Consider the following 23296-nt stretch of genomic DNA (forward strand, 5'->3'; position numbering starts at 1 on the left):
GAGCCTGGGCGGAAACAGGACGGTTCATTGCCGAATCTCAGGGGGCGTGGAACGTGGCCCAGGTGGTTCGGCCTTGGTGGCTCACACCCCAGCCGCTTGCCAGAACTGCGACCAGGTACACACCACGGCCGGACTCATCTTCCTCATCAGGGTGGTTCAGTTCGGCCGGGGCCGGACTCCCGTCCGTGACCTCGATCCGAAGCTCGTCCTCGCAGTGCCGCATCCGGAGGCTCACGATCCCGTGTCCGTGCTTGATGGCGTTCGTGACCAGTTCGGAGATGACCACCCGCACATCCTCCGCAAGCGTGTCGGCGATTTCCCACAGCCGGAGGAGCGCGGCGGCGATACATCGTGTCTGGGCGACACAGAACGGGTCTGGGGGCATGACGACTTCTAAGGCGCGCGTGGCCTCGGCGGCAGTCGTGACGACAGGCCCACCGGAATGTTCGAGGGCCGGACGCACGGTGCCCGCCGCGTCGGATGTGCCAACGGAGGAGTTCATATGAGTGCTTCCGCTCGTCGAGTGACTGACTCGATGAGCGAACAGGGTCACGGGAACGATCGACATGGGGTCGGTGGTCCCGAGGTGGTCAAGGTGGTCAAAGATCGTCCGAGTAGTGCACCGACCGGCGAGCGGATTTGCCCAACCGGGTGACGTTGCGCTACTTACTGCACACCATCCGTCAGTTGGGCGCTAGGTTGGCCCTGTTCGTGCCCGAGGCCATCGACCAGATCGGGCCGGACGGCGTGGTCGGATATCGCTTACGTGGCGGGGGCGCACGATGACGCGGGAGCGGAACGAGCGGCTGGTCGCCCTCCTTCAGGAAGCCGACTGGTCACGAGCCCAGACGGCGGCCGCGTACAACCGTGTCGCCGTCGAGACGCTGAACGGCGAGGTCCGTGAGAACTCCAGGATCGGTCGCTCTCATGTGAGCATGTGGGTGAGCGGGGTCCAGCCATCGGGGATCGCGCCCGCCATCCTGTGCCAGACGTTGTCCCGTCGTCTGAAGCGTGAGATCACGTACCGGGATATCGGGATCGCAGCCAGCACCTCACCGGCTCATGGGACGCTGGACTGGCGCATCGATCCGTTGATCGCGCTGAGTGATTTGGGGAGTGGCGTGGACTCGGACCGGCGTCAGCTGCTGGCGGACGGGGTGTACTCCGCAGCGGCCTTGGTCCTGCCGGACGAGACGTGGTGGGATGCCATGTCCCGGCCCCCGTCGAAGGAGTCGGTAAAGGCACACCGCGTCGGTCGCGGGGACGTCGAGACCGTACGGGAGCTGACTCTGGGCTTCTCACGTATGGACCAGCGGCGCGGAGGCGGCCACGGCAGGCGGGCAGTCGACGCGTATCTCCGGCATGAGGCTCACGACTTGCTCCAGGGGCGGTTCACCGACGACGCGACTCGGCGCGCGATGTTCGCCGCGTCCGCCGAGCTGGCATATGTATCGGGCTGGATGGCCTTCGACAACAGCGAGAACGGGGTGGCGCTCCAGCGCTTCAACACCGCCGTGAAGCTGGCCGCCCGGTCCGGTGACGCACCGCTGAGTGGGCACATCCTGCGTGCCATGGCGCATCAGGCGCTCGACATGGGTTTCCGGCGCGAAGCCCTGCAGATCGCACAGGCTTCGGTACGTGGTGAGCGGTACGCGGCCGCGACGCCGCGCGAGCGAGCACTCCTCGGGGTGGTGCATGCGCGGACCCTGGCAGCGACCGGACAGCGGCACGCCGCGGTACGGGCCCTGCTGCGCGCGAATGACGACTTGTCCCATGCCCACGACGGGATCAGAGAGCCGGACCGGACGTTCTTCTTCGGCGAGGCGTCCTTGGCACATGAGACCGCGTGCACCCTCCGAGACCTTGGCGATCACCAGCGGGCGATCAAGGAGTTCCGACGCTCGGTGCGCACGCGTGGTGCGGCCTTCCGGCGGACTCATGCGATCACCCTCGGCTACCTGGGTGCCACGCAGATCGCCCAGGGCAGCGTCGAGGAAGCGTGCGCCACATGGACCAGTGTCCTGGACGCCATGGAAGATGGGATCCATTCCGGCCGGGCCCGGCAGCGGGTCGTCGAGATGCGCTCGCTGCTGTCGCCCTACCGCAAGCGGGGCATTCCCGCAGTAGGTGCGCTCGACGCCCGTGCGGCCTCGTGCCTGATGCACCTGGCGTGACCGCATGTGTCGTGGGGACCGAGGCGAAAGGCTGAGGCAATGGTGTTGGAGATCAGGGCGATCGGGAAAGTCGTCGAGGGCCGCACCGAGGTCGCCGACGACTACTGGGGCGGGGTCGAGTCGGTGATTCAGCTCGACGAGGGTGAGTTCCCGCCCGATGCCGTGCGGGGCTTGGAGGAGTTCTCCCATCTCGTTGTCGTGTGGCACTTCGACCAGGCGTCTCCCGATGACGTCGAGTACCACGCTCGCAGCCCACGCGGGAACACCCGATGGCCCGCGACGGGGACATTCGCCCACCGGAACCACCGGCGCCCCAACCAGCTCGCGCAGAGCTTCCCGCGGCTGGTCAAGGCCGACGGGCTGAGGCTGCACGTGGCCGACCTGGACGCCGTCGTCGGCACCAAGATCTATGACCTCTCGCCGTACTTCGAGGAGATGGGTCCCCGCGGTGCGTTGCACCAGCCCGCATGGCCGGGCGAGATGCTGAAGGACTACTGGGCGCACAGGCCCTGATCCACGAGTCCGCGGCTGACGGGGAGAGAGATGGCATCCATGGGCAGGGACAGCGGACGCGGGCGCCGGTACGGGTCGTGGCGCGTCGTCGTGCGGGGCGGGTGCGGGGGTGCGGCGGGGCTGGCCGTGGTGGGCGGGGTGGCCGTCGGGGACGCGGCCGGATGGGTGGCCGCGTTATCGATGGTGGTGGCCGTCGGGGCCACGCTGGTGACGGTCGGCTGGTGGCCGCGGACCCGGGCGCGGCTCGGGGTGGTGGCGGCGGTGGTGGCCGTGGTCTCCGGGGTGGCGACGGTGCTCACCGGGGACGCCGGGGAGGACTCGCCCGTCGGGGTGCTGATGCTGGTGGAGTTCGCTGCGGTCACGGCGCTGGTGTTCGTGGTGGCCCGGTTCGCGCCCGCCCCGCAGGGGGTGCCGCTGGTGCTGCTGCTGTCGGCCGCCGGGTCCACGGTGATCCTGCGGGTGGGGGCGTACGGGTCGTTCCTGGAGGCGTTCGGGCAGTGCGCGTTCATGGGGCTCGGGGCGATCGGCGCCGTCCTGGTCGGGGGGTATCTGCGGGCGCTGGACGTGCGGCGGCTGAACTCGGTGCGGGTGGCGCGGCGCAGCCAGCGGCTGGAACTCGCCCGCGATCTGCATGACTTCGTCGCCCATGACGTCTCCGGCATCGTGGTGCTCGCGCAGGCGGCGCAGCTCGTGGGGGCCCAGCAGCCGGACCGGCTGATGCCGCTGCTGCGGCAGATCGAGGAGGCCGGTCAGCAGGCGCTGCGGTCGATGGACCGCACGGTGCGGATGCTCGGCGACAGCGACACCGCGGGCGGCGAGGCGGCGGAGGACCGGCCGCGGGCCTACGGTCTGGAGGACATCACCGACGTGGTGGAGCGGTTCCGCTCCTCGGGGCGGGCCGAGGTGCGGCTCGAACTGGAGCTGACCGCCGAGGCGATCGGCCGGGTGCCGCGCGAGGTGGCGAGCACCGCGCACCGGATGGTGGTGGAGGCGCTCACCAACGTCCGCCGGCACGCCCGTACGGCGGCCAGCGTCCGGGTGCGGATCGCGCTGGAGCGAAGCGGCAGGGCGCTGTCCGTGAGCGTGGTCAACGGCGCCGAGGCGATCAGTTCGGGCTCCGGCGGCCATGTGGCCGAGGACGGCCGCCGGGGCGGCACCGGGCTGCTGGGGCTGACCGAGCGGATCGAGGCGCTGGGCGGCACGCTCAGCGCGGGGCCGGAGCCGCGGGGTGGGTGGCGGACGGCCGCCGTTCTGCCGCTCGCCGACGCCGGTAGTACGCCACGGTGACGAAGCCCAGCAGCGGGCCCCAGGCCAGCAGCGGCGCGTAACAGGCGGTCTGGAGCCAGTAGAGCGGGCCGTACGGATCGCTGATCTCCGCCAGGTTCTCCGGCGCGTTCCAGGTGAACGCGCCGAGGATGGTGATGGAGGTGACCGCGAGCGCGCCCAGCGAGGCCGGGATCACCGCGCACAGCACGGGGATCCGCCGACCGCCCAGGAAGGGGATCCAGCGCGGCACCGTCTCGCCCCACGGCTGGATCAGCCCCAGGGTGAGCAGTCCGAGCGCCTCCGCGAACACGCTCAGCGCGATGACGTACAGCGTCATCCAGCCCGGGAAGTGGCTCTCGTGCAGGTCCGAGGTGGAGGCGAAGCCCAGGGGTACACCGAATCCCATCGCGCACCGCCACAGCCCGGTGGGCAGCAGGGTGAACGGCACGGTGTGCGCGGCCCAGCGGGCCGGCCGGGAGGGCCGCGAGGGGCGGGGGGACGGGGCGCCGTCCGCGTCGGCGCGGGGCGGCGGGGACGCCAGGTCCCGTTCGGCGCTCATCGTCATGGTGTCCTCCGTCGTTCCGCCGGTCCGCGCTCAGCGTGACGGAGCGGGACGGGTCGGCACATCCGCCGTTCGGCAGGTCACGGCGGGCCGGGGACGGGGACCGGATGTGCCGTTCGGCAGAGCCCGTTCCGGGCACGGCGCACCGGATTCGGCCACGGAATTCCACCCGTATTTCCGTCGTCCGGCCGCTCGACCCGTGGCCCCGAATAGCACGGCTTTCCGCACCCGGCAATTCCACTTCGACGTCTGTGATAGCCCCGCCCCGGGGCGCAGAACGCCACCTACCGTATATCCGGTGGACACGATGATGATCGACGTCTCGCATATCTCGAAGCGATTCGGGACGATGACCGCGCTCGACGATGTGAGCCTCGCGGTGCCGCGGGGCTCGGTCCTGGGTCTGCTCGGCCACAACGGTGCCGGGAAGACCACCCTGGTCAGCATTCTCGCCACGCTGACCCGCCCCTCCTCCGGACGGGCCCGGGTCGCCGGGCTCGATGTGACCGGACGCGCCGAGGAGGTGCGCCGCCTCATCGGACTCACCGGCCAGTACGCGTCCGTGGACGAGACGCTCCCCGGGCGCGCCAATCTGATCCTGCTGGCCCGGCTGCTGGGCGCCACGCGCGCGGAGGCGGCCGGGCGGGCGGATGAACTGCTGGAGCTGTTCGACCTCACCGGCGCCGGACGCCGCAACGCCAGGAACTACTCCGGCGGGATGCGGCGGCGGCTGGACCTCGCGGCCAGTCTGGTCGGCCGCCCCGAGGTGATCTTCCTCGACGAACCGACCACCGGACTGGACCCGGTGGCCCGCCGCGGGCTCTGGGAGATCGTGGAGCGCCTGGTGAAGGACGGCACCACGGTCCTGCTGACCACGCAGTACCTGGAGGAGGCCGATACGCTCGCGGACTCCATCACCGTCCTGGCCGAGGGCCGGGTCATCGCCTCGGGCACCGCGGCCGAGCTGAAGGAACGGGTGGGGCGGCGCAGCGTCTCCGTCACCCTGCGCCGGGCCGAGGACCGCGCCCGTACCGTCGAGGCGCTGCGCCGGGCCGCCCTGGTACCGGCCCATGACGAGGACGGGCTCGTCCTCACGGTGCCGGTGGCCGACTCCACGGACATCGCGGTGGTGGTCCGGGCGGTCGACGAGGCCGGTACGGACATGGCGGGGCTCGCGTTCTCCGAACCGACCCTCGACGACGTGTACCTGGCGCTGAACCACCCCACGGCCGCGCACCACGCCACGGCCGCCGCCACCGCCGCCACCACCGGCCATCCGACCGAGGCAGGGACGTCCTCATGAGCATCACCGCCGACCATCCGCGCTCCCCCGCGAACGCCGGGACGACGACGGGGTCCGGGGCCGCGCCGCCGCGCTTCCGCGGTTCGAGCGCGCTACGGCAGATCCAGGTGCTCTCCGGGCGGTCGCTGCGGGCGCTGCGCGAACCGGCCCTGGTGCTGCCGGGCATCCTGGAGCCGATCCTGATGCTGACCGTCTTCAGCCAGGTGTTCCGGAGCGTGTCGCAGACGCAGTCGTTCCCGGCGGGCGTCAGCTATATCGACTACCTGCTGCCCGCGTTCCTCATCACCAGCGCGGTGAGCGCGGGGCTGAAGTCGGGGGTGGCGCTGACCACCGAGCTGAACAACGGGATCGTCGCCCGCTTCAAGTCCATGCCGATCCACACCGGCACCATCCTTATCGGCCGCAGCATCGCCGACACCGTGCTGAACGCGGTGAACATGGTGGTGATGCTGGTGGCCGGAGCCCTGGTGTTCGGCTACGGCCCGGCGGGCGGAGTGCTGGGCTCCCTGGGGGCGCTGCTGGTGGCGGTGGTCCTCGGCTGGTCGCTGGGCTGGGTGTTCATGGCGCTGTCGGCGTGGCTGCGCAAACCGGAGGCGATGCAGCCGGTGGGCGGCATGGTCAACATGGTGCTGCTGTTCGCCTCCAACGCCTTCGTGCCGACCGATGGACTGCCGTCCTGGCTGCGGGCGTTCGCCGAGGTGAACCCGATGTCCCATGCCATCACCGCGGCGCGGGACCTGGCGCTGGGCGATCCGGACGCCGGTACGGTGCTGGCCACCTTCGGCATCTGCGCGGTGGTCGTGGCCGTCATCGCCCCGCTGGCCATCCGCAACTTCCGCCGCGCGAGCTGAGCCGGGAACTTCAGGGAAGGTCCGTGAGCCCCGGACGGCCGCCGACGCGGTCATCCGGGGCTCATGGCCGTTGGAGGGGCTCACAGCCGTCCGCAGCGCTTGCAGCGGCCCCGGCGGCGCAGGTGGTAGGCGAGGGTGGCGGCGGCCAGCGCGGCCCCCCACAGCGGCCAGAACATCTCCGGCACGGTGGTGCCCCAGTCCTCGCTCTGGTTGTCGAACTTCCCCTGGATCTCCAGCCGGATGTACATCACCCCGGCGATCGTGATCAGCAGCGCCACCAGCGAGGCCGGGACGATGGCCAGCAGCGGCGGCACCCGCTTCCCCCGCAGCCCCACCATCCAGCGCGGGAACACCTCGCCCCAGCGCCGCACCAGGCCGAGGGTCAGCAGCGCGCCGAGGGCGCCGAGGGTGGCGAGACCGGCCCCCCAGTACCAGAGGTGGTCCTCCTTGCCCTCCTCCCACAGTTCGTCGGAGATGCCCAGTGGAATGCCCAGGGCCCAGGCCCAGCGGGTGCTGGCGTACACGAACGGGACGATCACGGCGATCCGTACGGCCTTGCGGCCCCAGCGGGCCGCCGCCTCCGGGCTGGTCCAGCCCGGCTCCCCGTCGGTGCGCCCGCACGAGCCGCAGGCGTCCCGCAGCCGCCGCTGATAGGCCAGCGCCGTGACCGCCATCAGCCCCGCACCGGCGACCAGGAAGAACTGGTTGAGCACCGTCCAGTTGATGGCACCGAAGCGGAGCATCAGCGCATAGGCGACATTGCCCAGCAGCCGGAAGTCGGCGAACGCGGCGAGCGCCACGGCGACGAAACACCAGGTGTAGCCCAGCAGCAGGTTCCGCGGCACCCGGCGCCGGCCCGGGAGCGCCATCAGCAGCGCCACGGCCGCGCTGGGCAGCAGCAGCGCGGCCAGTACCGGGGCCAGGGTGGACGCCGGGGTGTGCTCGAAGGCCGAGTACTCCGGGTTGGCGTCCTCCGCGCCGAACGGGAAACCCCCGCCGCCCAGCGCCCAGTAGACGTTGGCCAGGCCGTAGAGGAAGAGCGCGGCCGCGGCCGCGTAGCCGACCCGCTCCGGCCGGCGGAAGCGGGAGCGGGCGGTCGCCCGGACCTCCGGCGGCCCCCCGTCCCTGTTCGCCACCTGGGTCATGCGCTGTCCCTCCACTGCCGAATGCCCGATTACCCGGTCAGGATCGCCGTCCGGAGCGGCCTTCCACATCTGCCGATCGGGAGATTTCCTCCCGGCCGCTCCACACCGGAACCCCGGAAAAGGAACGGTGCTCCCGGGCATACGCCCGGGAGCACCGGCCAAAAGGGGGAAAGGCCCGCCGTGGGAAGCGATCTCAGCAGGTGACGAGGCCCTCGTAACGGCTTGCCTGGAAGATGGCCGCGTTGGCGTGGCCGACCTGCCCCGGCGCCAGGGTCATACAGCTGCTGAAGTAGTTGTTGTTGAAGTCGACCTTGACCTTCTGGGTGGTCGAGCAGTTGTTGGTGACATCCACCATGATCGTGACCAGGTAGGTGACATCGGCCTTGACGCAACTGGGGGCCGCGGCACGGGTGGTGGACGGGGCCGCCTGGGCGGCGCCCTGGGTGGCACCGACGAGGGCCATCGCGCTGATCGCGGTGGCGGCGGCAGCGGCTATTTTCTTCATGATTTCTCCTGGGGAAATGAATGGGTCAGGGAATGACGTCCATTGACCCGAAAGCTACCCGAACGAATACTCGAAGTAATTCCTGGTTCAGGAAATTCGATCCAGGATCTCCCGCACCACACGGCCGATTTCGGCCAGCGGTCCGGGCTGGAGGAGCTGCCGGTGTTCGCAGTCCACCTCATGGGTCGTCATCCCCCCGTCGACGTACGGGGTGAGCCGGTCGGTCCAGCTCGCCACCTTGCCCGCGGGGTCACCGGGGAAGTCCTCGGACTCGGTGGCCACGAACAGCGTCACGTCGCCGTCGTAGACCCCGGGCTCATGGCCGAGCGTCAGCTCCCAGTTGTTGTTGTTGACCCGGCCGATACGGAGGATGTCCCGCTCCTCGAAGGTGGCCAGGGCGCTGCCCTCGGCCCGCAGCACCTCCATGACCGCCGCGTACTCCAGCGGGCCGGTCCCGAACGCCCTCGGGTCGTGTCCGGCGAAGTCCAGCAGCACCGCCAGCACCTTCTGTTCGTCCGCCGCCACGAACGCGTCGTCGAACTCCTCGCGCGGCATGGGCGGCTGGTCGAGGTTGGCCAGCAGTCCGACCTCCTCGCCCTCCCGGCGCAGCCGGACCGCCATCTCATGGGCCACCAGCGCCCCCATCGACCAGCCCAGCAGGTGGTACGGGCCGTGCGGCCGGATGGCGCGGATCTGCTCGACGTAGTCCGCCGCCATCTCCGCGATCGAGCCGGGCAGTGGCTCCTCGCGGGCCACACCACGGGCCTGGATGCCGTAGACCGGCTGGTCGGCGGGGAGGTGGCGGAGCAGCCCCGCGTACATCCAGCTCACACCGCCGACCGGGTGCACACAGAACAGCGGCGGCCGGTCCCCGGCGGTGCGCAGCGGCAGCACCACCTCGAAGCCGGTGTCACCGCCCGCGGAGTCCCCCTGGCCCATCAGCGCGATCAGTTCGGCCACCGTGGGGGCCTGGAAGACGGCCCGGTTGGAGACCTCCGCGCCGAACACCGCGCGGATCCGGCTGACGAGCTGGATGGAGACGATGCTGTCGCCGCCGAGCTCGAAGAAGTTGTCGTCGATCCCGACCCTCGGCACCCGCAGCAGTTCGGCGAAGAGCGAGCACAGCAGCTCCTCACGGGGGGTGCGCGGTCCGCGGCCGGCACCGGCGGACGATCCGAAATCGGGCACCGGCAGCGCCGTACGGTCCACCTTGCCGTTGGGGGTGAGCGGCAGCGCGGCGAGGGTGACGAAGGCGTCCGGCACCATGTACTCCGGCAGCGCCGCGGCCACCCGCTCACGCACCGCCCGGACGTCCACCTCGCCCCGGCCCGCCGTGGGCACCAGGTACGCCACCAGCTTCTTGGCGCCCGGCCGGTCCTCCTGGACCACCACCGTCACCTGGGCGACCTCCGGACCGGCGGCCACCGCGGCCTCGATCTCGCCGAGTTCGATCCGCAGACCGCGGATCTTCACCTGGTGATCGGCCCGGCCGACGAACTCCACCCGCCCCCCGTCGTCCCAGCGCACCAGGTCACCGGTGCGGTACATCCGGGAGCCGGGCGGTCCGTACGGATCGGCGGTGAACCGCTCGGCCGTGAGGCCGGGCAGATCCGCGTAGCCGCGCGCCACTCCGGCGCCCGCCACGTACAGTTCGCCCACCACGCCCGGCAGGGCGAGCCCCAGCCGCTCGTCCAGGACATAGACCCGCATCCGGTCCATGGCCCGGCCGATCGGCACGGTCTCCCCCGTCCGGTACGCATCGCGCACGGGATGGCAGGTGGCGAAGGTGGTGGTCTCGGTGGGTCCGTAGACATGCACCAGACCGGTGTCCGGGCAGGCGTCCAGCACCCGCCGGAAGGCACCGGGCGACACCTGCTCACCGCCGGTCCACACCTGCGCCAGACCGGCGAAGCAGCCCGGGTCCTCCTCGGCCATCAGGTTGAACAGTGCGGTGGTCAGGAACACCGCGGTCAGCCCGTCCCGTTCGGCGTGGCCGCGCAGCCGGGCCGCGTCGAGCTGCCCCGGCGCGGCCACCACGGCGGTACCACCGCCGAGCAGCGGCGCCCACAGCTCGTACGTCGAGGCGTCGAAGGCGTGCGGCGAGTGCACCAGCACCCGGTCGTGCGCCCCGCCCCGCCACCGGCCGTCGGCGGCCAGCGCCACCACGTCCGCATGGCTGACGGCGATGCCCTTGGGCCTGCCCGTGGAACCGGAGGTGTACATCAGATAGGCCAACTGGCCCGCCAGCAGTGGTACGTCCGGGTTGTCCGCGCCACCGCCGGCCGCACCGTCCGGCCCGGCTCCGTCACCGTCTCCGTCCACCACCAGCACCCGCGCGGTGTGGGTGAACTCCACCCCGGCCATGGCCCGGTCGGTCAGCAGCACGCCCGCGCGGGTCTCCGCCACGATGGTCTCCAGCCGCGCCCTCGGCGCGCGGGAGTCCAGCGGTACATACGCCGCTCCCGCCTTGAGCACGGCGAGCGTGGCGACCACCAGCTCCACCGAACGCTCCTGGAGGAGTGCCACCCGGTCGTCGGGCCGGACCCCCAGCGCGATGAGGCGGTGGGCCAGGACATTGGCGCGGGCGTTGAGTCCGGCGTAGTCGAGACTCACCCCGTCCGCGATCACGGCGATGGCCCCAGGGGTGTTCACCGCACGTGCCTCGAAGTGCGAGACCACCGTGCCCGCCGGAACCGTGTCCTCCTCCGTCCCGGGCAGCAGCCGCGCCCGCTCGTCGGCCGACATCAGCCCCAGCCGGGCCAGCGGCCGTTCCGGATCGGCGACCGCCGCCGTCAGCAGCCGCACCAGCCGCCCGGCCATGGTCTCGACCGTCGTCCGGTCGAAGAGCGCGGCGTTGAACTCGATCCCCGCGCCCAGCACCGGACCTGAGCCATCCGTCCCCGGCTCCTCGCTGAAGCCGAAGGTCAGGTCGAACTTGGCGCGTGCGGAGTCCAGCGGGTACGGCACGGCCGTAAGACCCGGCAGCTCCAGATCGGCGCTCTCGTTGTTCTGGTAGCTGATCGCCACCTGGAACAGCGGGTTGCGGGACAGCGAACGGACCGGGCTCAGCTCCTCCACCAGCCGCTCGAACGGCACGTCCTGGTGGGCGAAGGCCGCGAGGTCCGCCGTCCTCACCCGCTCCACCAGCTCCCGGAAACCGGGGTCGCCGGAGGTGTCGGTGCGCAGCACCAGCGTGTTGACGAAGAAGCCGACCAGATCCTCCAGCGCCGCGTCGGTCCGGCCCGCCACCACCGTGCCCAGCGGGATGTCCGTCCCCCCGCCGAGCCGGGTCAGCAGTGCGGACACCGCCGCCTGGAACACCATGAACAGACTCGCCCCGGTGCGCCGGGCCAGCCCGGTGAGCCCGGCGGCCAGCCCCTCGGGCAGGACGACCGGCACCGTACCGCCGCTCGCCCCGGCCCCGGCGGTGCGCTGCCGGTCCAGCGGCAGGCCCAGCTCCTCGGGCAGTCCGGCCAGGGTCCGCCGCCAGTGGTCGAGCTGCCGCCCGACCGCACTGTCCGGATCGTCCTCGCTGCCCAGGGTCCGCCGCTGCCACAGGGCGTAGTCGGCGTACTGGACGGGCAGCGGCGGAAACTGCGGCGCCCGCCCCTCGCACCGGGCGCGGTAGCCGGTGCCCAGGTCGCGGACGAGCGGGGCCAGCGATCCGCCGTCCCCGGCGATGTGGTGCAGCACCAACAGCAGGACGTGCTCGTCGGGCGCCAGCCGCAGCAGCCGGGCCCGCAGCGGGATGTCGGCCGCCAGGTCGAAGTCCCGCCGCGCCTCGGCCTCCAGGGTCCGGTCGAGCCCCGCCCGGCCGGTGTCGGTCACCTCCAGGGCGAGGGTCACCTCACCGGGCGCCAGGACGTGCTGGGACGGTACGCCGTCGGACACCGGGAAGACGGTCCGCAGGCTCTCGTGCCGGGTCACCACGTCCGCGAGCGCGGCGCGCAGCGCGGCGGCGTCCAGCTCGCCCCGCAGGGTCACCGCGAGCGGGATGTTGTAGCCGCCACCGCCCTCGACCTGGTTGATGAACCACAGCCTGCGCTGGGCGTAGGACAGCGGGACCACCGACGGCCGGTCCACCGGGCGCAGTTCCTCGCGTGCCCCGCCGGCCCCGGCCAGCCGTCCGGCCAGGGCGGCGACGGTCGGCGCCTCGAAGACGGCCCGCACCGGGAGTTCGGCGGCCAGCTCGGTGCGGATCCGGTTGACCAGCCGGGTCGCCAGCAGCGAATGGCCGCCGAGGTCGAAGAAGCCGTCGTCGATCCCGGGCGGCTCGATCCCCAGCACCTCCGCGAAGAGTCCGCACAGGGTCTCCTCGCTGGGGTCGCGGGGCGCGCGCCGCTCCCCGGCCGCGCCGTACTCCGGCACCGGCAGGGCCTTGCGGTCCAGTTTGCCGTTCGACGTCAGCGGCAGGGCGTCCAGCACCACGACGGCCGCGGGGACCATATAGCCGGGCAGTTCATCCGCGAGGTGGCCGCGCAGCGCGGCGGGGGTGACGGACGGACCGGCCACCGCGTAGCCGACGAGCCTGCGGTCACCGGGACGGTCCTCCCGGACCACCACGGCGGCCTGCTCGACGGCGGGGTGTCCGGCGAGCCGGGTCTCGATCTCGCCGAGTTCGATCCGGAAGCCCCGGATCTTCACCTGGTCATCGGCGCGGCCCACGAACTCCAACTGACCGTCCGCCCGCCAGCGCGCCACATCCCCCGTGCGATACATCCGCGACCCGGACGGGCCGAACGGATCCGCGGTGAACCGCTCCGCCGTCAGCGCCGCCCGCCGCAGATAACCCCGCGCAAGACCCGGACCCGCCACATACAGCTCACCCGCCACCCCCGGCGGAGCCAGCCGCAACGCACCGTCCAGCACATAGGCCCGGGTGCCGGGCAGGGGTGTGCCGATTGGCGGAAGCCCGGTGTCGGCGCTCAGCGCACCGCTGGTGGTCACCATGACGGTGGACTCCGTCGGGCCGTAGGCGTTCACCATCCGGCGCCCCGGCGCCCACCGCTCCACCAGCTCCGCCGGGCACGCCTCACCGCCCACCACCAGACACCGGAAGTCCGGCAGTCCGGTGGCGGGGACGGTCGCGAGGGCGGCCGGGGGGATCAGGGCATGGGTCACCCGACGGGAGGCGAGCACGTCGGCGAGGGGTTCACCCGCGAGCGGACCGGGCTCCGGAACGACCAGCGTGGCACCGGCCGTCAGCGCCATGCACAGCTCCAGCACCGAGGCATCGAAACTCGGCGAGGAGAACTGCAACACCCGGCTCTCCGCCGTCACCACGAACCGCTCCCGCTCAGCCGCCGCAAAAGCAGCGAGCCCACGGTGCGAGACCACCACACCCTTGGGCACACCCGTCGAACCCGAGGTGTAGATGACATACGCCGGAGCGTCGAGCGCCACCGCCACCTCGGGCGCGGCGACCGACAACTCCTCGTCCCCATCGAGCAGCACGACGGTGTGGCCGTCGGGCACCACACCCGCATACGCCTCCGTGGTCAGCACCACCACCGGACGGGCGTCATCCAGCATGAACGCCACCCGCTCCGCCGGATAATCCGGATCCACCGGCAGATACGCCGCACCCACCCGCATCACCGCAAGCGACGCCACCACCGACTCCACCGAACGCCCCAACACCAGGGCCACCACATCCTCCGCACCCACACCCGCCACGGCCAACCGCCCCGCAAGCACCCCCGCACACGCATCCAACTCCGCATACGACAACGCCACCCCGGCCGACTCCACCGCCACCGCATCCGGCGACACCGCCACCCGCTCCGCGAACAACTCCGGGAACGTCGCCGGTGCGACGGCGCCACCGGTATCGGTCCACCGTGCCAGCCGGTCCCGTTCCTCCGCCGACAGCGGATCGACGGCGGCCACCGGTCGCTCCGGGTCCTCGGCGAACGCCTCCAGCAGCCGTACCAGCCGCTCCCCGAGCGCCCGTGCCTCCGTCGCGTCGAAGAGGTCGGGGCGGTGGTCCAGTTTGAGGGTGAGGGCGTGCGCGGTGTCGGTGACGGCGAGCTGGAGCGGATAGTGCGTACCGTCCTGGATCTCGGCGTCCACGACCCCGAGTCCCTGGGCGGCCTCGGCAAGACCGCCGGAGTCCACCGGGAAGTTCTCGAAGGCGGTCGAGGTGTCGAACAGCGCCCCGCCGACGTCCACCAGCCGCTGGATGTCGGTGAGCCCCAGGTACTTGTGCGGCATCAGGTCGAGCTGCCGGTCCTGGAGCCGGGTCGCCACGTCCAGCAGGGTGTCCCCGCGCTCGACGGTCACCCGCACCGGGAGGGTGTTGATGAACAGGCCCACCATGGTCTCGACGCCGGGGAGTTCGGCGGGCCGGCCGTTCACCGTCTCGCCGAACAGCACATCGTCCCGGCCGGTGGCGGAGCACAGCAGCAGTCCCCACGCGGCCTGCACCACGGTGTTCTTGGTCAGCCCGTGGCGGCGGGCGCGCGCGGTGAGCGCCGCCACGGCCTCCGCCGTCAGCGCGCCCTCCCACGCCTCGGACCGCACCGGGCGGCGGCCCGGGTCGGCGGGGGCGACGAGGGTCGGCTCGTCCACCCCGGCCAGCGCGGTGCGCCAGGCGTCCTCGGCGGCCGGCCGGTCCTGTGCGGCCAGCCAGGCCAGGTGGTCGCGGTACGGGGTCACCTCGGGCAGCCCCGAGGCGTCACCGCGCCGTCCGTACAGCTCGAACAGCTCGGCCATCACCAGCGGTCCGGACCAGCCGTCGAGCAGGATGTGGTGGTTGGTGAAGAGCAGCCGGTGGGCGTCCTCGCCGAGCCGGACCAGGGTGAACCGCAGCAGCGGGGGCCGCCGCAGATCGAACCGGGCGGCCAGGTCGTCGGCGAGCAGCCGGTCCAGCGCCGCGGCGCGTCCGGCCTCGTCCAGTCCGCTGAGGTCCACCTCGGTCCAGGGCGGTTCCACCGTGTGCGGAATCGTCTGGAGGGACTGTCCTCGGGCACCGGTGCGGAAGGCGGCGCGCAGGTTGTCATGGCGGCGCAGCACCGTGCGGGCGGCGTCGCGCAGGACGGCGGGGTCCAGCTCACCGCGCAGGTCCAGCGCCATCTGGACGTTGTAGACATCGGCCCCGCGCTCGTCGTAGAGGGCATGGAAGAGCAGCCCCTCCTGGAGCGGGGAGAGCGGGAGGACATCGGCCAGACCGCCGGGGTGCGCGGCCTCCAGCCGGTCGATCTCGTCCTGGCCGAGGTCGGCCAGCGGCAGATCGGATGGGGTGAGTCCACCGCCCTCGGGGCGTCCGGCGTGTGCCACCAGGGCGCGCAGCGCGCGGAACCAGGCGCGGGCCAGCTCCCGTACGTCGGACTCCTCCAGCAGCCGGGTGGGATACACCCAGTTGGCCACCAGGCGCGGGCCGTCGGGGTGACTGACGGCGGTCGCGGTGAGGTCGAGGGTGTGCGGCAGAGGCATGGCCGCGTCGGCGACGGACGACAGGTCGCCCGCGGCCTCCGGCTCCTCCAGGACCTCCGTGTCCGGTGCCTCGCCCAGCCGTCCCAGGTAGTTGAAGCCGATCTGGGGTTCGGCGAACCGGCCGAGGGCGCGGGCGGTCTGCGGGTTGAGATGGCGCAGCAGACCGTAGCCGACGCCGTTGTCGGGGATGGCGCGCAGCCGTTCCTTGACCCGTTTGAGCGCACCGCCGACGGCCGGGCCGGCGGCGGCGAGCTCCGCCGCGGTGAGCTCGCCCGCGTCCAGCCGTACCGGGTAGAGGCTGGTGAACCAGCCGACCGTACGGGACAGATCGGCGCCCGGCACGATCTCCTCGCGGCCGTGGCCCTCGAGGTCGATCAGCACCTCCGGGCCCGCTCCGCGTCCGGTGGCGCGCCGCCATCCGGCGACGGCGAGGGCGAGCGCGGTGAGCAGCACGTCGTTGACCCCGGCGCGGAACGCGGCGGGCACCCGGCCCAGCAGCGGTCCGGTCACCTCGGCGGGAAGGGTGAAGCGCAGCATGGCCGCGGTGCCCATGGTGTCGCGGGCCGGGTCCAGCGGTTCATCGGTCAGCAGGGGGTCGGGGCCGGTGAGGGTCTGCCGCCACAGCGCCACCTCGCGCATCCGCTCCGGCTCCCCGGCGGCCTCGGTGAGCTGCCGGGACCAGCGGCGGAAGGAGGTGCCGACGGGGTCGAGGGCGACCGGACGTCCCGCGCGCAGCGTGTCCAGGGCGGCCTGGAGATCGGGCAGCAGGATCCGCCAGGACACCCCGTCGACCACCAGGTGGTGGGCGATGACGGCAAGCTGGCCGGGGGCGTCGGGTCCGGCGTCGAACCACACGGCCCGCACCATCCGGCCCTCGTCGGGGGCGAGTTCGCCCTGGGCGGCGGCGATCTCCTCGGCGGCCCGGGCGTCGAGCCCGTCCTCGGTGAGCCCGGCGCGCACCAGCGCGGCGGCGTCCACCCGGCGCAGACAGTCCCCGGCCCGTACGGCGCCGGGCGGCGCGGTCTCCAGCGACCAGCCGATGTCGTCCGCGATCCGGGTCAGGGTCATCCGCAGCGCGTCATGGTGGTCCAGGACCGCCTGGAGCGCGGTGCGCACGGTGTCCAGGGTGGTGCCGGACGGTACCGGCATCGACATGGTCTGGTTGAACTGGTCGATGGTGCCGCCGCGTTCACGCAGCCAGTGGATGATCGGGGTGAGCGGGACCTCGCCGACGCCGTCGGAGACGGGCGCCCCGGCGGCCGCTCCCCCGGTGGTGTCGGGCACGGCGACGGCCGCGGCCAGCGCGGCCACCGTACGGTGCGCGAACACATCGCGCGGGCTGAACCGCAGCCCCTCCGCACGGGCCCGGCTGACGAGCTGGATGGAGATGATGCTGTCGCCGCCCAGCTCGAAGAAGCTGTCGTCGACCCCGACCGACGCGACGCCCAGCACCTCGGCGAAGAGCGCGCACAGCGTCTCCTCGGCCGGGGTGCGCGGCGCCCGGTCGCCCTCCCCCTCCGTGCCGAACTCCGGTGCGGGCAGCGCCCGGTGATCCAGCTTGCCGTTGACGGTCAGCGGCAGCGCGTCGAGGGTGACGAACGCGGCCGGGACCATATGGTCCGGCAGCGCGGCGGCCGCGTGGTCCCGCAGCGCGCCCGCGTCCGCCGTACGGCCCGCGGCGGGCACCACATAGGCGGCCAGCAGCCGGTGGCCCGGCCGGTCCTCGCGGACCCGCACCGCCACCTGGCCGACCGCCGGATGTCCGGCGAGCACGGCCTCGATCTCACCGGGTTCGATACGGAAGCCGCGGATCTTCACCTGGTCGTCGGCGCGCCCCAGGTATTCGAGCTGTCCGTCCGGACCCCGGCGGGCCAGATCGCCCGAGCGGTACATCCGGCTCCCGGGCGGGCCGTAGGGGTCGGCCACGAAGCGGCCCGCGGTGAGGTCCGGGCGGCCGAGGTAGCCACGGGCCGGTCCGGCCCCGGCGATGTACATCTCGCCCGGCGCGCCGGGCAGCACCGGCCGCAGCGCGGTGTCCAGGAGGTGCACCCGCAGATCGGGGATGGCCTCGCCGATGACACTGCCGGCCGCGGCGGCGGCGCCCGCCCGGTCCAGGGCGGCATGGCTGACGTGCACGGTGGTCTCGGTGATCCCGTACATGTTGACCAGCCGGGGCGCGGTGTCGTCGTGCCGCCGGTACCACTCCTCCAGCCGCCGCGGGTCCAGCGCCTCACCGCCGAAGACGACGGTGCGCAGGGCCAGTTGGTCGCCGAGGGCAGGGTTGTCCCAGTCGGCGGCCATGAGCTGGTGGAAGGCGGACGGCGTCTGGCTGAGCACGGTGACCCGCTCGCGGACCAGCAGTTCCAGGAAGGCTTCGGGGGAACGGCTGACGGCGTGGTCGACCACGACCAGCCGTCCGCCGTGCAGCAGCGGGCCCCAGATCTCCCACACCGAGAAGTCGAAGGCGTAGGAGTGGAACATCGTCCACACGTCGTCCGGGCCGAAGCCGAACCAGGGGTCGGTGGCGGTGAACAGCCGCACCACATTGCGGTGCGGGACCACCACACCCTTGGGGCGGCCGGTGGAACCCGAGGTGTAGATGACGTACGCCGGGGAGTCCGGGGTGAGGGCCGCGGTGCGGTCGGCGTCGGTGGGGTCGGTGGCGGGGCGCCCGGCCAGCTCCGCCCGGACCGCCGGGTCGTCCAGGGCCAGGACCGGCACCCCCGCGGGCAGCGTCTCCGGTGCGGCGCCGGTGGTGGTGACCACCAGCGCGGGCGCCGCGTCGCCGACCATGTAGGCCAGCCGGTCGGCCGGGTAGTCCGGGTCGAGCGGCAGATAGGCCGCGCCCGACTTGAGGACGGCCAGCAGCGCCACGACGGTCTCCGCCGAGCGCGGCAGCGCCAGCGCCACCAGCCGCTCGGGTCCGGCGCCATGGGCGATCAGCTCGTGGGCCAGCCGGTTGGCGCGCGCGTTCAGTTCGGCATAGCCGAGCGCGGTGTCCCCGTACACCACGGCGGTGGCGTCGGGGCCGGCCGCGGCGGTGGCCTCGAAGACCTCGGTGAGGGTGCGCGCCCCGGCCTCGGCGACGAGCGCCCCGGCCTCGGCGAGAGGTTCGCCGGACTCGGCCGTCCGCTCTTCTGCGGTGCGCAGATCGATCCGTCCGACGGGCGTGGCGGGGTCGGCGGCGAACGCCTCCAGCACCCGCAGATACCGCCCGGCCAGGGTCCGGACCTCCGCCGCGTCCAGCAGGTCGGGGCGGTGGGACCAGGTGAGGGTCAGTTCGTCCCCGCGCTGGGCGGCCAGCAGCCCCAGCGGGTAGTGCACCGCGTCCCGGACGTCGGCGTCGACGACCCCGAGGTCACGGGCGGTGGACTCCAGGGTCTCCGCGTCCACGGGATAGTTCTCGAACACCACCAGGGTGTCGAAGAGTTCACCGGTGCCGGTGAGCTTCTGGAGGTCGGCCAGGCCCAGGTACTGGTGGGCCAGCAGCCCGGACTGCCGGGTCTGGAGCCGGGTGGCCGCCTCGGCGAGGCTCTCCCCGGGCCGGGTGTCCACCCGTACCGGCAGGGTGTTGATGAACAGCCCGATCATGGATTCCACACCGGGCAGCTCCGGCGGGCGTCCGGACACCGTCGAGCCGAACACCACGTCCTCGCGGCCGGTGAGCGCGCCGAGCACCACACCCCACGCGGTCTGCACCAGGGTGTTGACGGTCAGCCCGTGCGTCCGGGCGGCGGTCAGCAGCCCGGCGCTCAGCTCCGCGGGCAGCTCCTGGGTCCAGCGCTCCGGCGCGGCGGGGGCACGGTCCGCGGGGGCGTCGCCCCGCAGCAGCGTCGGTTCGGTGACCCCGTCCAGCGCGGCCCGCCAGGCATCCTCGGACACCGTGCGGTCCCGCGCCGCCAGCCAGGCCAGATAGTCGCGGTACGGAACGGCCGGGGGCAGCCCGGTGTCCTCGCCGCCGCGCCCGTACAGCTCGAACAGCTCCCCGATGAGCAGCGGCATCGACCAGCCGTCCACCGCGATGTGGTGCACGGTGAGCACGAAGCGATGCCGGTCCGCGCCGAGCCGGACCAGGGTGCAGCGCAGCAGCGGGGGCACGGTCGGATCGAACCGCTCGGCGCGGTCGGCGGCCAGCAGCCGGTCCAGTTCCGCCCCTTGCGCCTCGCCGTCGAGACCGCCGAGGTCCACCTCGGTCCAGGGCACCTCGGCCTCGCGGGGCACGACCTGGAGGGCGTGGCCGGACGCGGAGGTGAGGAACGCGGCGCGCAGATTGGCGTGGCGGCGCAGCAGGGTGCCGGTGGCGGTGCGCAGGGCCGCCACATCCAGCGGGCCGTGGAGTTCCAGGGCGGACTGGATGGTGTAGACGTCGGGCGCCGACTCGTCGTAGACGGAGTGGAACAGCAGTCCCTGCTGGAGCGGGGAGAGCGGCAGGACGTCGGCGAGGCCACCGGGTGCCGCAGCCAGCCGGTCGATCTCGTCCTGTCCGATGGCCACCAGCGGCAGATCGGAGGGGGTGAGCCCGCCCGCGTCCGGCCGATCGGCGGCCACGGCCAGGGCGCGCAGCGCGTCGAACCACAGCCGGGCGACCTCGCCGACCTCCGCCTCGGTGAGCAGTTCGGCGGAGAAGGTCCAGGAGGCCACCAGCCGCCGGCCGTCGGGGTAGTCCAGGGCGGCGGCGTTGACCTCCAGGGCGTAGCCCAGGGGCATCGCGGGGTCGCCCGCCCCGGTGAGGTCGCGCACCGTCACGGTGTCGGCGGCGGCCGCGTCACCGGCGTCCGCCTCGCCCATCCGGCCCAGGTAGTTGAAGCCGATCTGGGGTTCGGCGAAGGCGGCCAGCTCCGGGCCGGTCCCGGGGTTGAGGTGGCGCAGCAGCCCGTAGCCGAGCCCCTTGCCGGGGATGGCGCGTAGCTGCTCCTTGACGGTCTTCAGGGCGGTGTCCAGGGCCCGGCCGCCGGTCCACAGCTCGTCCTCCGGCAGTGCGCCGGGGTCCAGGGCCACCGGGAAGAGGCTGGTGAACCAGCCGACGGTACGGGAGAGGTCGATGCCCTCGGCGATCTCCTCGCGGCCGTGGCCCTCCAGGCCGACCAGCACCGCCGAACCGTCGCCCCGGCCGCGCTCGCGCCGCCAGCGGGCGACGGCCAGCGCGAGACCGGTGAGCAGCACCTCGTTGATCCCGGTGTGGTACGCGGCGGGCACCCGGCCCAGCAGCGGTTCGGCCACCTCGGCGGGCAGGGTGAGCGTCAACTGCCGTGCCGCGCCGATCACATCGCGGACCGGGTCCAGCGGCCGGTCGGTGAGCGCGGGGTCCTCGGTGGCGGCGATCGCGCGCCACAGCGGGAGTTCGGCGACACGCTCCGGCGTGGTGGCGTTCTCGGCCAAAGCCTGTGTCCAGCGGCGGAACGAGGTGCCCACCGGCTCCAGTTCGGGGGTCTTGCCGTCGGTGAGCGCGTCGAACGCCGCCTCCAGATCGGGCAGCAGCACCCGCCAGGAGACCCCGTCCACGACCAGGTGGTGGGCGATCACGGTGAGCCGTCCCGGGGCTGCCCCGGCGTCGTACCAGACGGCCTGGAGCATCCGGCCGTCCTCCGGGGCCAGCCGCCCCATGGCGGCGAGCAGTTCGTCCGCGTCGTCGGGGTCCTCGGTGCGGCGGACGCAGTCCTCCGCCCGTACGGCGCCCACCGGGGCCACGGTGAGGGCCCAGTCGGCGCCGGGGGCGCGGGTGAGCCGCAACCGCAGCGCGTCGTGCCGGTCCAGCAGCGCCTGGACGGCGGCCCGTATCCGCTCCTCGTCCAGCCCGGCCGGGACCGGCAGGGTCATGGTCTGGTTGAACGCGTCCACCGGACCGCCGCGGGCCTGCTGCCAGCGCATGATCGGGGTGGGCACGACCTCGCCGACACCGTCCTCGGCCCGCACGGCGGGCTGCCGGGGGCCGGGGTCCAGGGCGGCGAGCCGGGCCACCGTGCGGTGCTCGAAGATCTCCCGCAGGGTGATCTCCACACCCGCCTTGCGGGCGCGGTGGGCGAGCTGGATCGAGGAGATGCTGTCCCCGCCCCGTTCGAAGAAGCTGTCGTGGACACCGACCCAGTCCACCCCCAGCACCTCGGCGAACAGCCCGCACAGCGCCCTCTCGCGCTCGGTGCGCGGTGCGCCGCCGCCCTCCGCCGCCACGGACTCGGGCATGGCGGGCCGGGCGGTCACCAGCCGGGCCCGGTCCTCGGGGGTGAAGGCCGGTACGGACCCGGCGGGCCGCCCCGGATCCTCGGCGAACGCGGCCAGGACGGCGAGGAAGCGGTCCAGGATCTCCCGTCCGGCGCCGTCCGCGAACAGGTCGGGGCGGTGGTCCAGCCGGACCGTCATCCGCTCGCCGCGGACCGTGCCCTCCAGGTTGAGGGTGTAGTGGGTGGCGTCCACGGTGGTGGCGGCCACCGCCCCGATGCCCTCGGCGGAGTTCTTCAGGGTGTCGGTGTCGATCGGGTAGTTGGCGAAGATGGTGATGGCGTCGAACAGCTCGCCGCCGCCGACCAGTTGCTGGATCTCCGCCAGCCCCAGGTGCTTGTACGCGATGAGTTCGCTCTGCCGGTCCTGGAGCCCGCGCATGAGCTCGGCCAGCGGCCGCTGCGGATCGATGCGCAGCCGCACCGGCAGGGTGTTGATGAACAGCCCCACCATGGACTCCACCCCCGGCAGCTCCGGGGGCCGGCCCGAGACGGTCTCGCCGAACACCACGTCGTCCCGGCCGGTCAGCCCGGCCAGCACCAGCCCCCAGGCGGTCTGCACCACGCTGTTGAGCGTCAGCCCGTGGGCGCGGGCCCGCCGCGCGAGTCGCGCCGACAGCTCCGCGTCCACCTCCTCGATCAGCGTGGCGGGCAGCGCCGGGCCGCGCGCCGGATCGGGCGGCGCCACCAGCGTCGGCCCGTCCAGACCGGCCAGCGCGTCCCGCCACGCCTCCTCCGCCTCACCCCGGTCCTGCCGGGCCAGCCAGGCCAGGTAGTCGCGGTAGGGGGCGACCGGCGGCAGCGCCGTCTCGTCGCCGCCGCTGGTGTAGAGGGCCATCAACTCGCCCAGCACCAGCGGCATGGACCAGCCGTCCAGCAGGATGTGGTGGGCGGTGAAGACGAACCGGTACTCGGCGTCGGCCAGCCGCACCAGCGAGAACCGCAGCGGCGGACGGGCCAGGTCGAACCGGCGGGTGCGGTCCGCCTCCAGCAGCCGGGCGAGCTCCGCCTCCCGGTCCGCGTCGGCGACCTCGCGCAGATCGTGCGCGGACCAGTCGGGTCCGGCCTCGCGCAGGATCACCTGCACCGGCTCCCCGCTGGTGCGGTTGCGGAAGCTGGCCCGCAGGTTGTCATGGCGCCGCAGCACCGTCGCCACGGCGTCGCGCAGCCGTCCGGCGTCCACGTCCCGGCGCAGGTCGAGGGCCATCTGGATGACGTAGACATCCGCGCTGTGCTCCTCGTAGAGGGCGTGGAAGAGCATGCCCTTCTGGAGCGGGGACAGCGGCCACACGTCCACGAAGCCCGGCTTCGTCACTTCGCTGTGTCCT

Annotated in this window: 10 protein-coding genes; 5 read left to right on the forward strand and 5 right to left on the reverse strand. The window is 72.8% G+C overall.

Annotation, left to right across the window (positions count from 1 at the left end; translation table 11 throughout):
- Positions 1-37: 37 nt before the first annotated feature.
- Positions 38-568 (reverse strand): ATP-binding protein, encoded by a 531-nt coding sequence (locus NMK44_RS07285; protein ID WP_254739598.1) that lies wholly within the window; start codon positions 566-568, stop codon positions 38-40.
- A 214-nt stretch (positions 569-782) separates the two neighbouring features.
- Between NMK44_RS07285 and NMK44_RS07290 the strand changes: the two genes are divergently transcribed.
- The 3 genes from NMK44_RS07290 to NMK44_RS07300 are packed head-to-tail and all read left to right on the forward strand — an operon-like array spanning position 783 to position 3974.
- Positions 783-2174 (forward strand): tetratricopeptide repeat protein, encoded by a 1392-nt coding sequence (locus NMK44_RS07290; protein WP_254739600.1) that lies wholly within the window; start codon positions 783-785, stop codon positions 2172-2174.
- A 39-nt stretch (positions 2175-2213) separates the two neighbouring features.
- Entirely contained in the window at positions 2214-2687 is a 474-nt protein-coding gene (locus NMK44_RS07295; RefSeq protein WP_254739602.1) for a TrmO family methyltransferase domain-containing protein, read from the forward strand.
- Between the two features lie 39 nt (positions 2688-2726).
- On the forward strand, positions 2727-3974 hold the full coding sequence (locus NMK44_RS07300; protein WP_254739604.1) for a sensor histidine kinase: 1248 nt from the start codon (positions 2727-2729) through the stop codon (positions 3972-3974).
- On the opposite strand, the gene NMK44_RS07305 is transcribed toward NMK44_RS07300, so the two are convergent.
- Positions 3892-4512 (reverse strand): hypothetical protein, encoded by a 621-nt coding sequence (locus NMK44_RS07305; RefSeq protein ID WP_374215252.1) that lies wholly within the window; start codon positions 4510-4512, stop codon positions 3892-3894. The two genes, NMK44_RS07300 and NMK44_RS07305, sit on opposite strands and share 83 nt — an antisense overlap.
- A 310-nt stretch (positions 4513-4822) precedes the next feature.
- Between NMK44_RS07305 and NMK44_RS07310 the strand changes: the two genes are divergently transcribed.
- Both NMK44_RS07310 and NMK44_RS07315 read left to right on the forward strand, forming a co-directional pair.
- Positions 4823-5818, forward strand: a complete 996-nt coding sequence (locus NMK44_RS07310; protein WP_254740150.1) for an ATP-binding cassette domain-containing protein — start codon at positions 4823-4825, stop codon at positions 5816-5818.
- Complete coding sequence (locus NMK44_RS07315; protein WP_254739608.1) at positions 5815-6669, forward strand: ABC transporter permease; 855 nt, start codon at positions 5815-5817, stop codon at positions 6667-6669. Before NMK44_RS07310 ends, NMK44_RS07315 begins: the two co-directional genes overlap by 4 nt.
- A gap of 80 nt (positions 6670-6749) precedes the next feature.
- Here NMK44_RS07315 and NMK44_RS07320 read toward each other — a convergent pair whose 3' ends face one another.
- From NMK44_RS07320 to NMK44_RS07330, 3 genes are all read right to left on the reverse strand, one after another.
- Positions 6750-7814, reverse strand: coding sequence for a hypothetical protein (locus tag NMK44_RS07320; RefSeq protein ID WP_254739610.1), 1065 nt, complete (start codon positions 7812-7814; stop codon positions 6750-6752).
- A 193-nt stretch (positions 7815-8007) separates the two neighbouring features.
- Positions 8008-8319 (reverse strand): alpha-amylase inhibitor, encoded by a 312-nt coding sequence (locus tag NMK44_RS07325; protein WP_254739612.1) that lies wholly within the window; start codon positions 8317-8319, stop codon positions 8008-8010.
- Positions 8320-8406: 87 nt separating this feature from the next.
- A complete protein-coding gene (locus tag NMK44_RS07330) occupies positions 8407-23283 on the reverse strand; it encodes a non-ribosomal peptide synthetase (protein ID WP_254739614.1) in 14877 nt (4958 codons plus the stop codon).
- Positions 23284-23296: the final 13 nt, after the last annotated feature.

The organism is Streptomyces cucumeris (genome assembly GCF_024295805.1).
Classification (GTDB): Bacteria; Actinomycetota; Actinomycetes; order Streptomycetales; family Streptomycetaceae; genus Streptomyces; species Streptomyces cucumeris.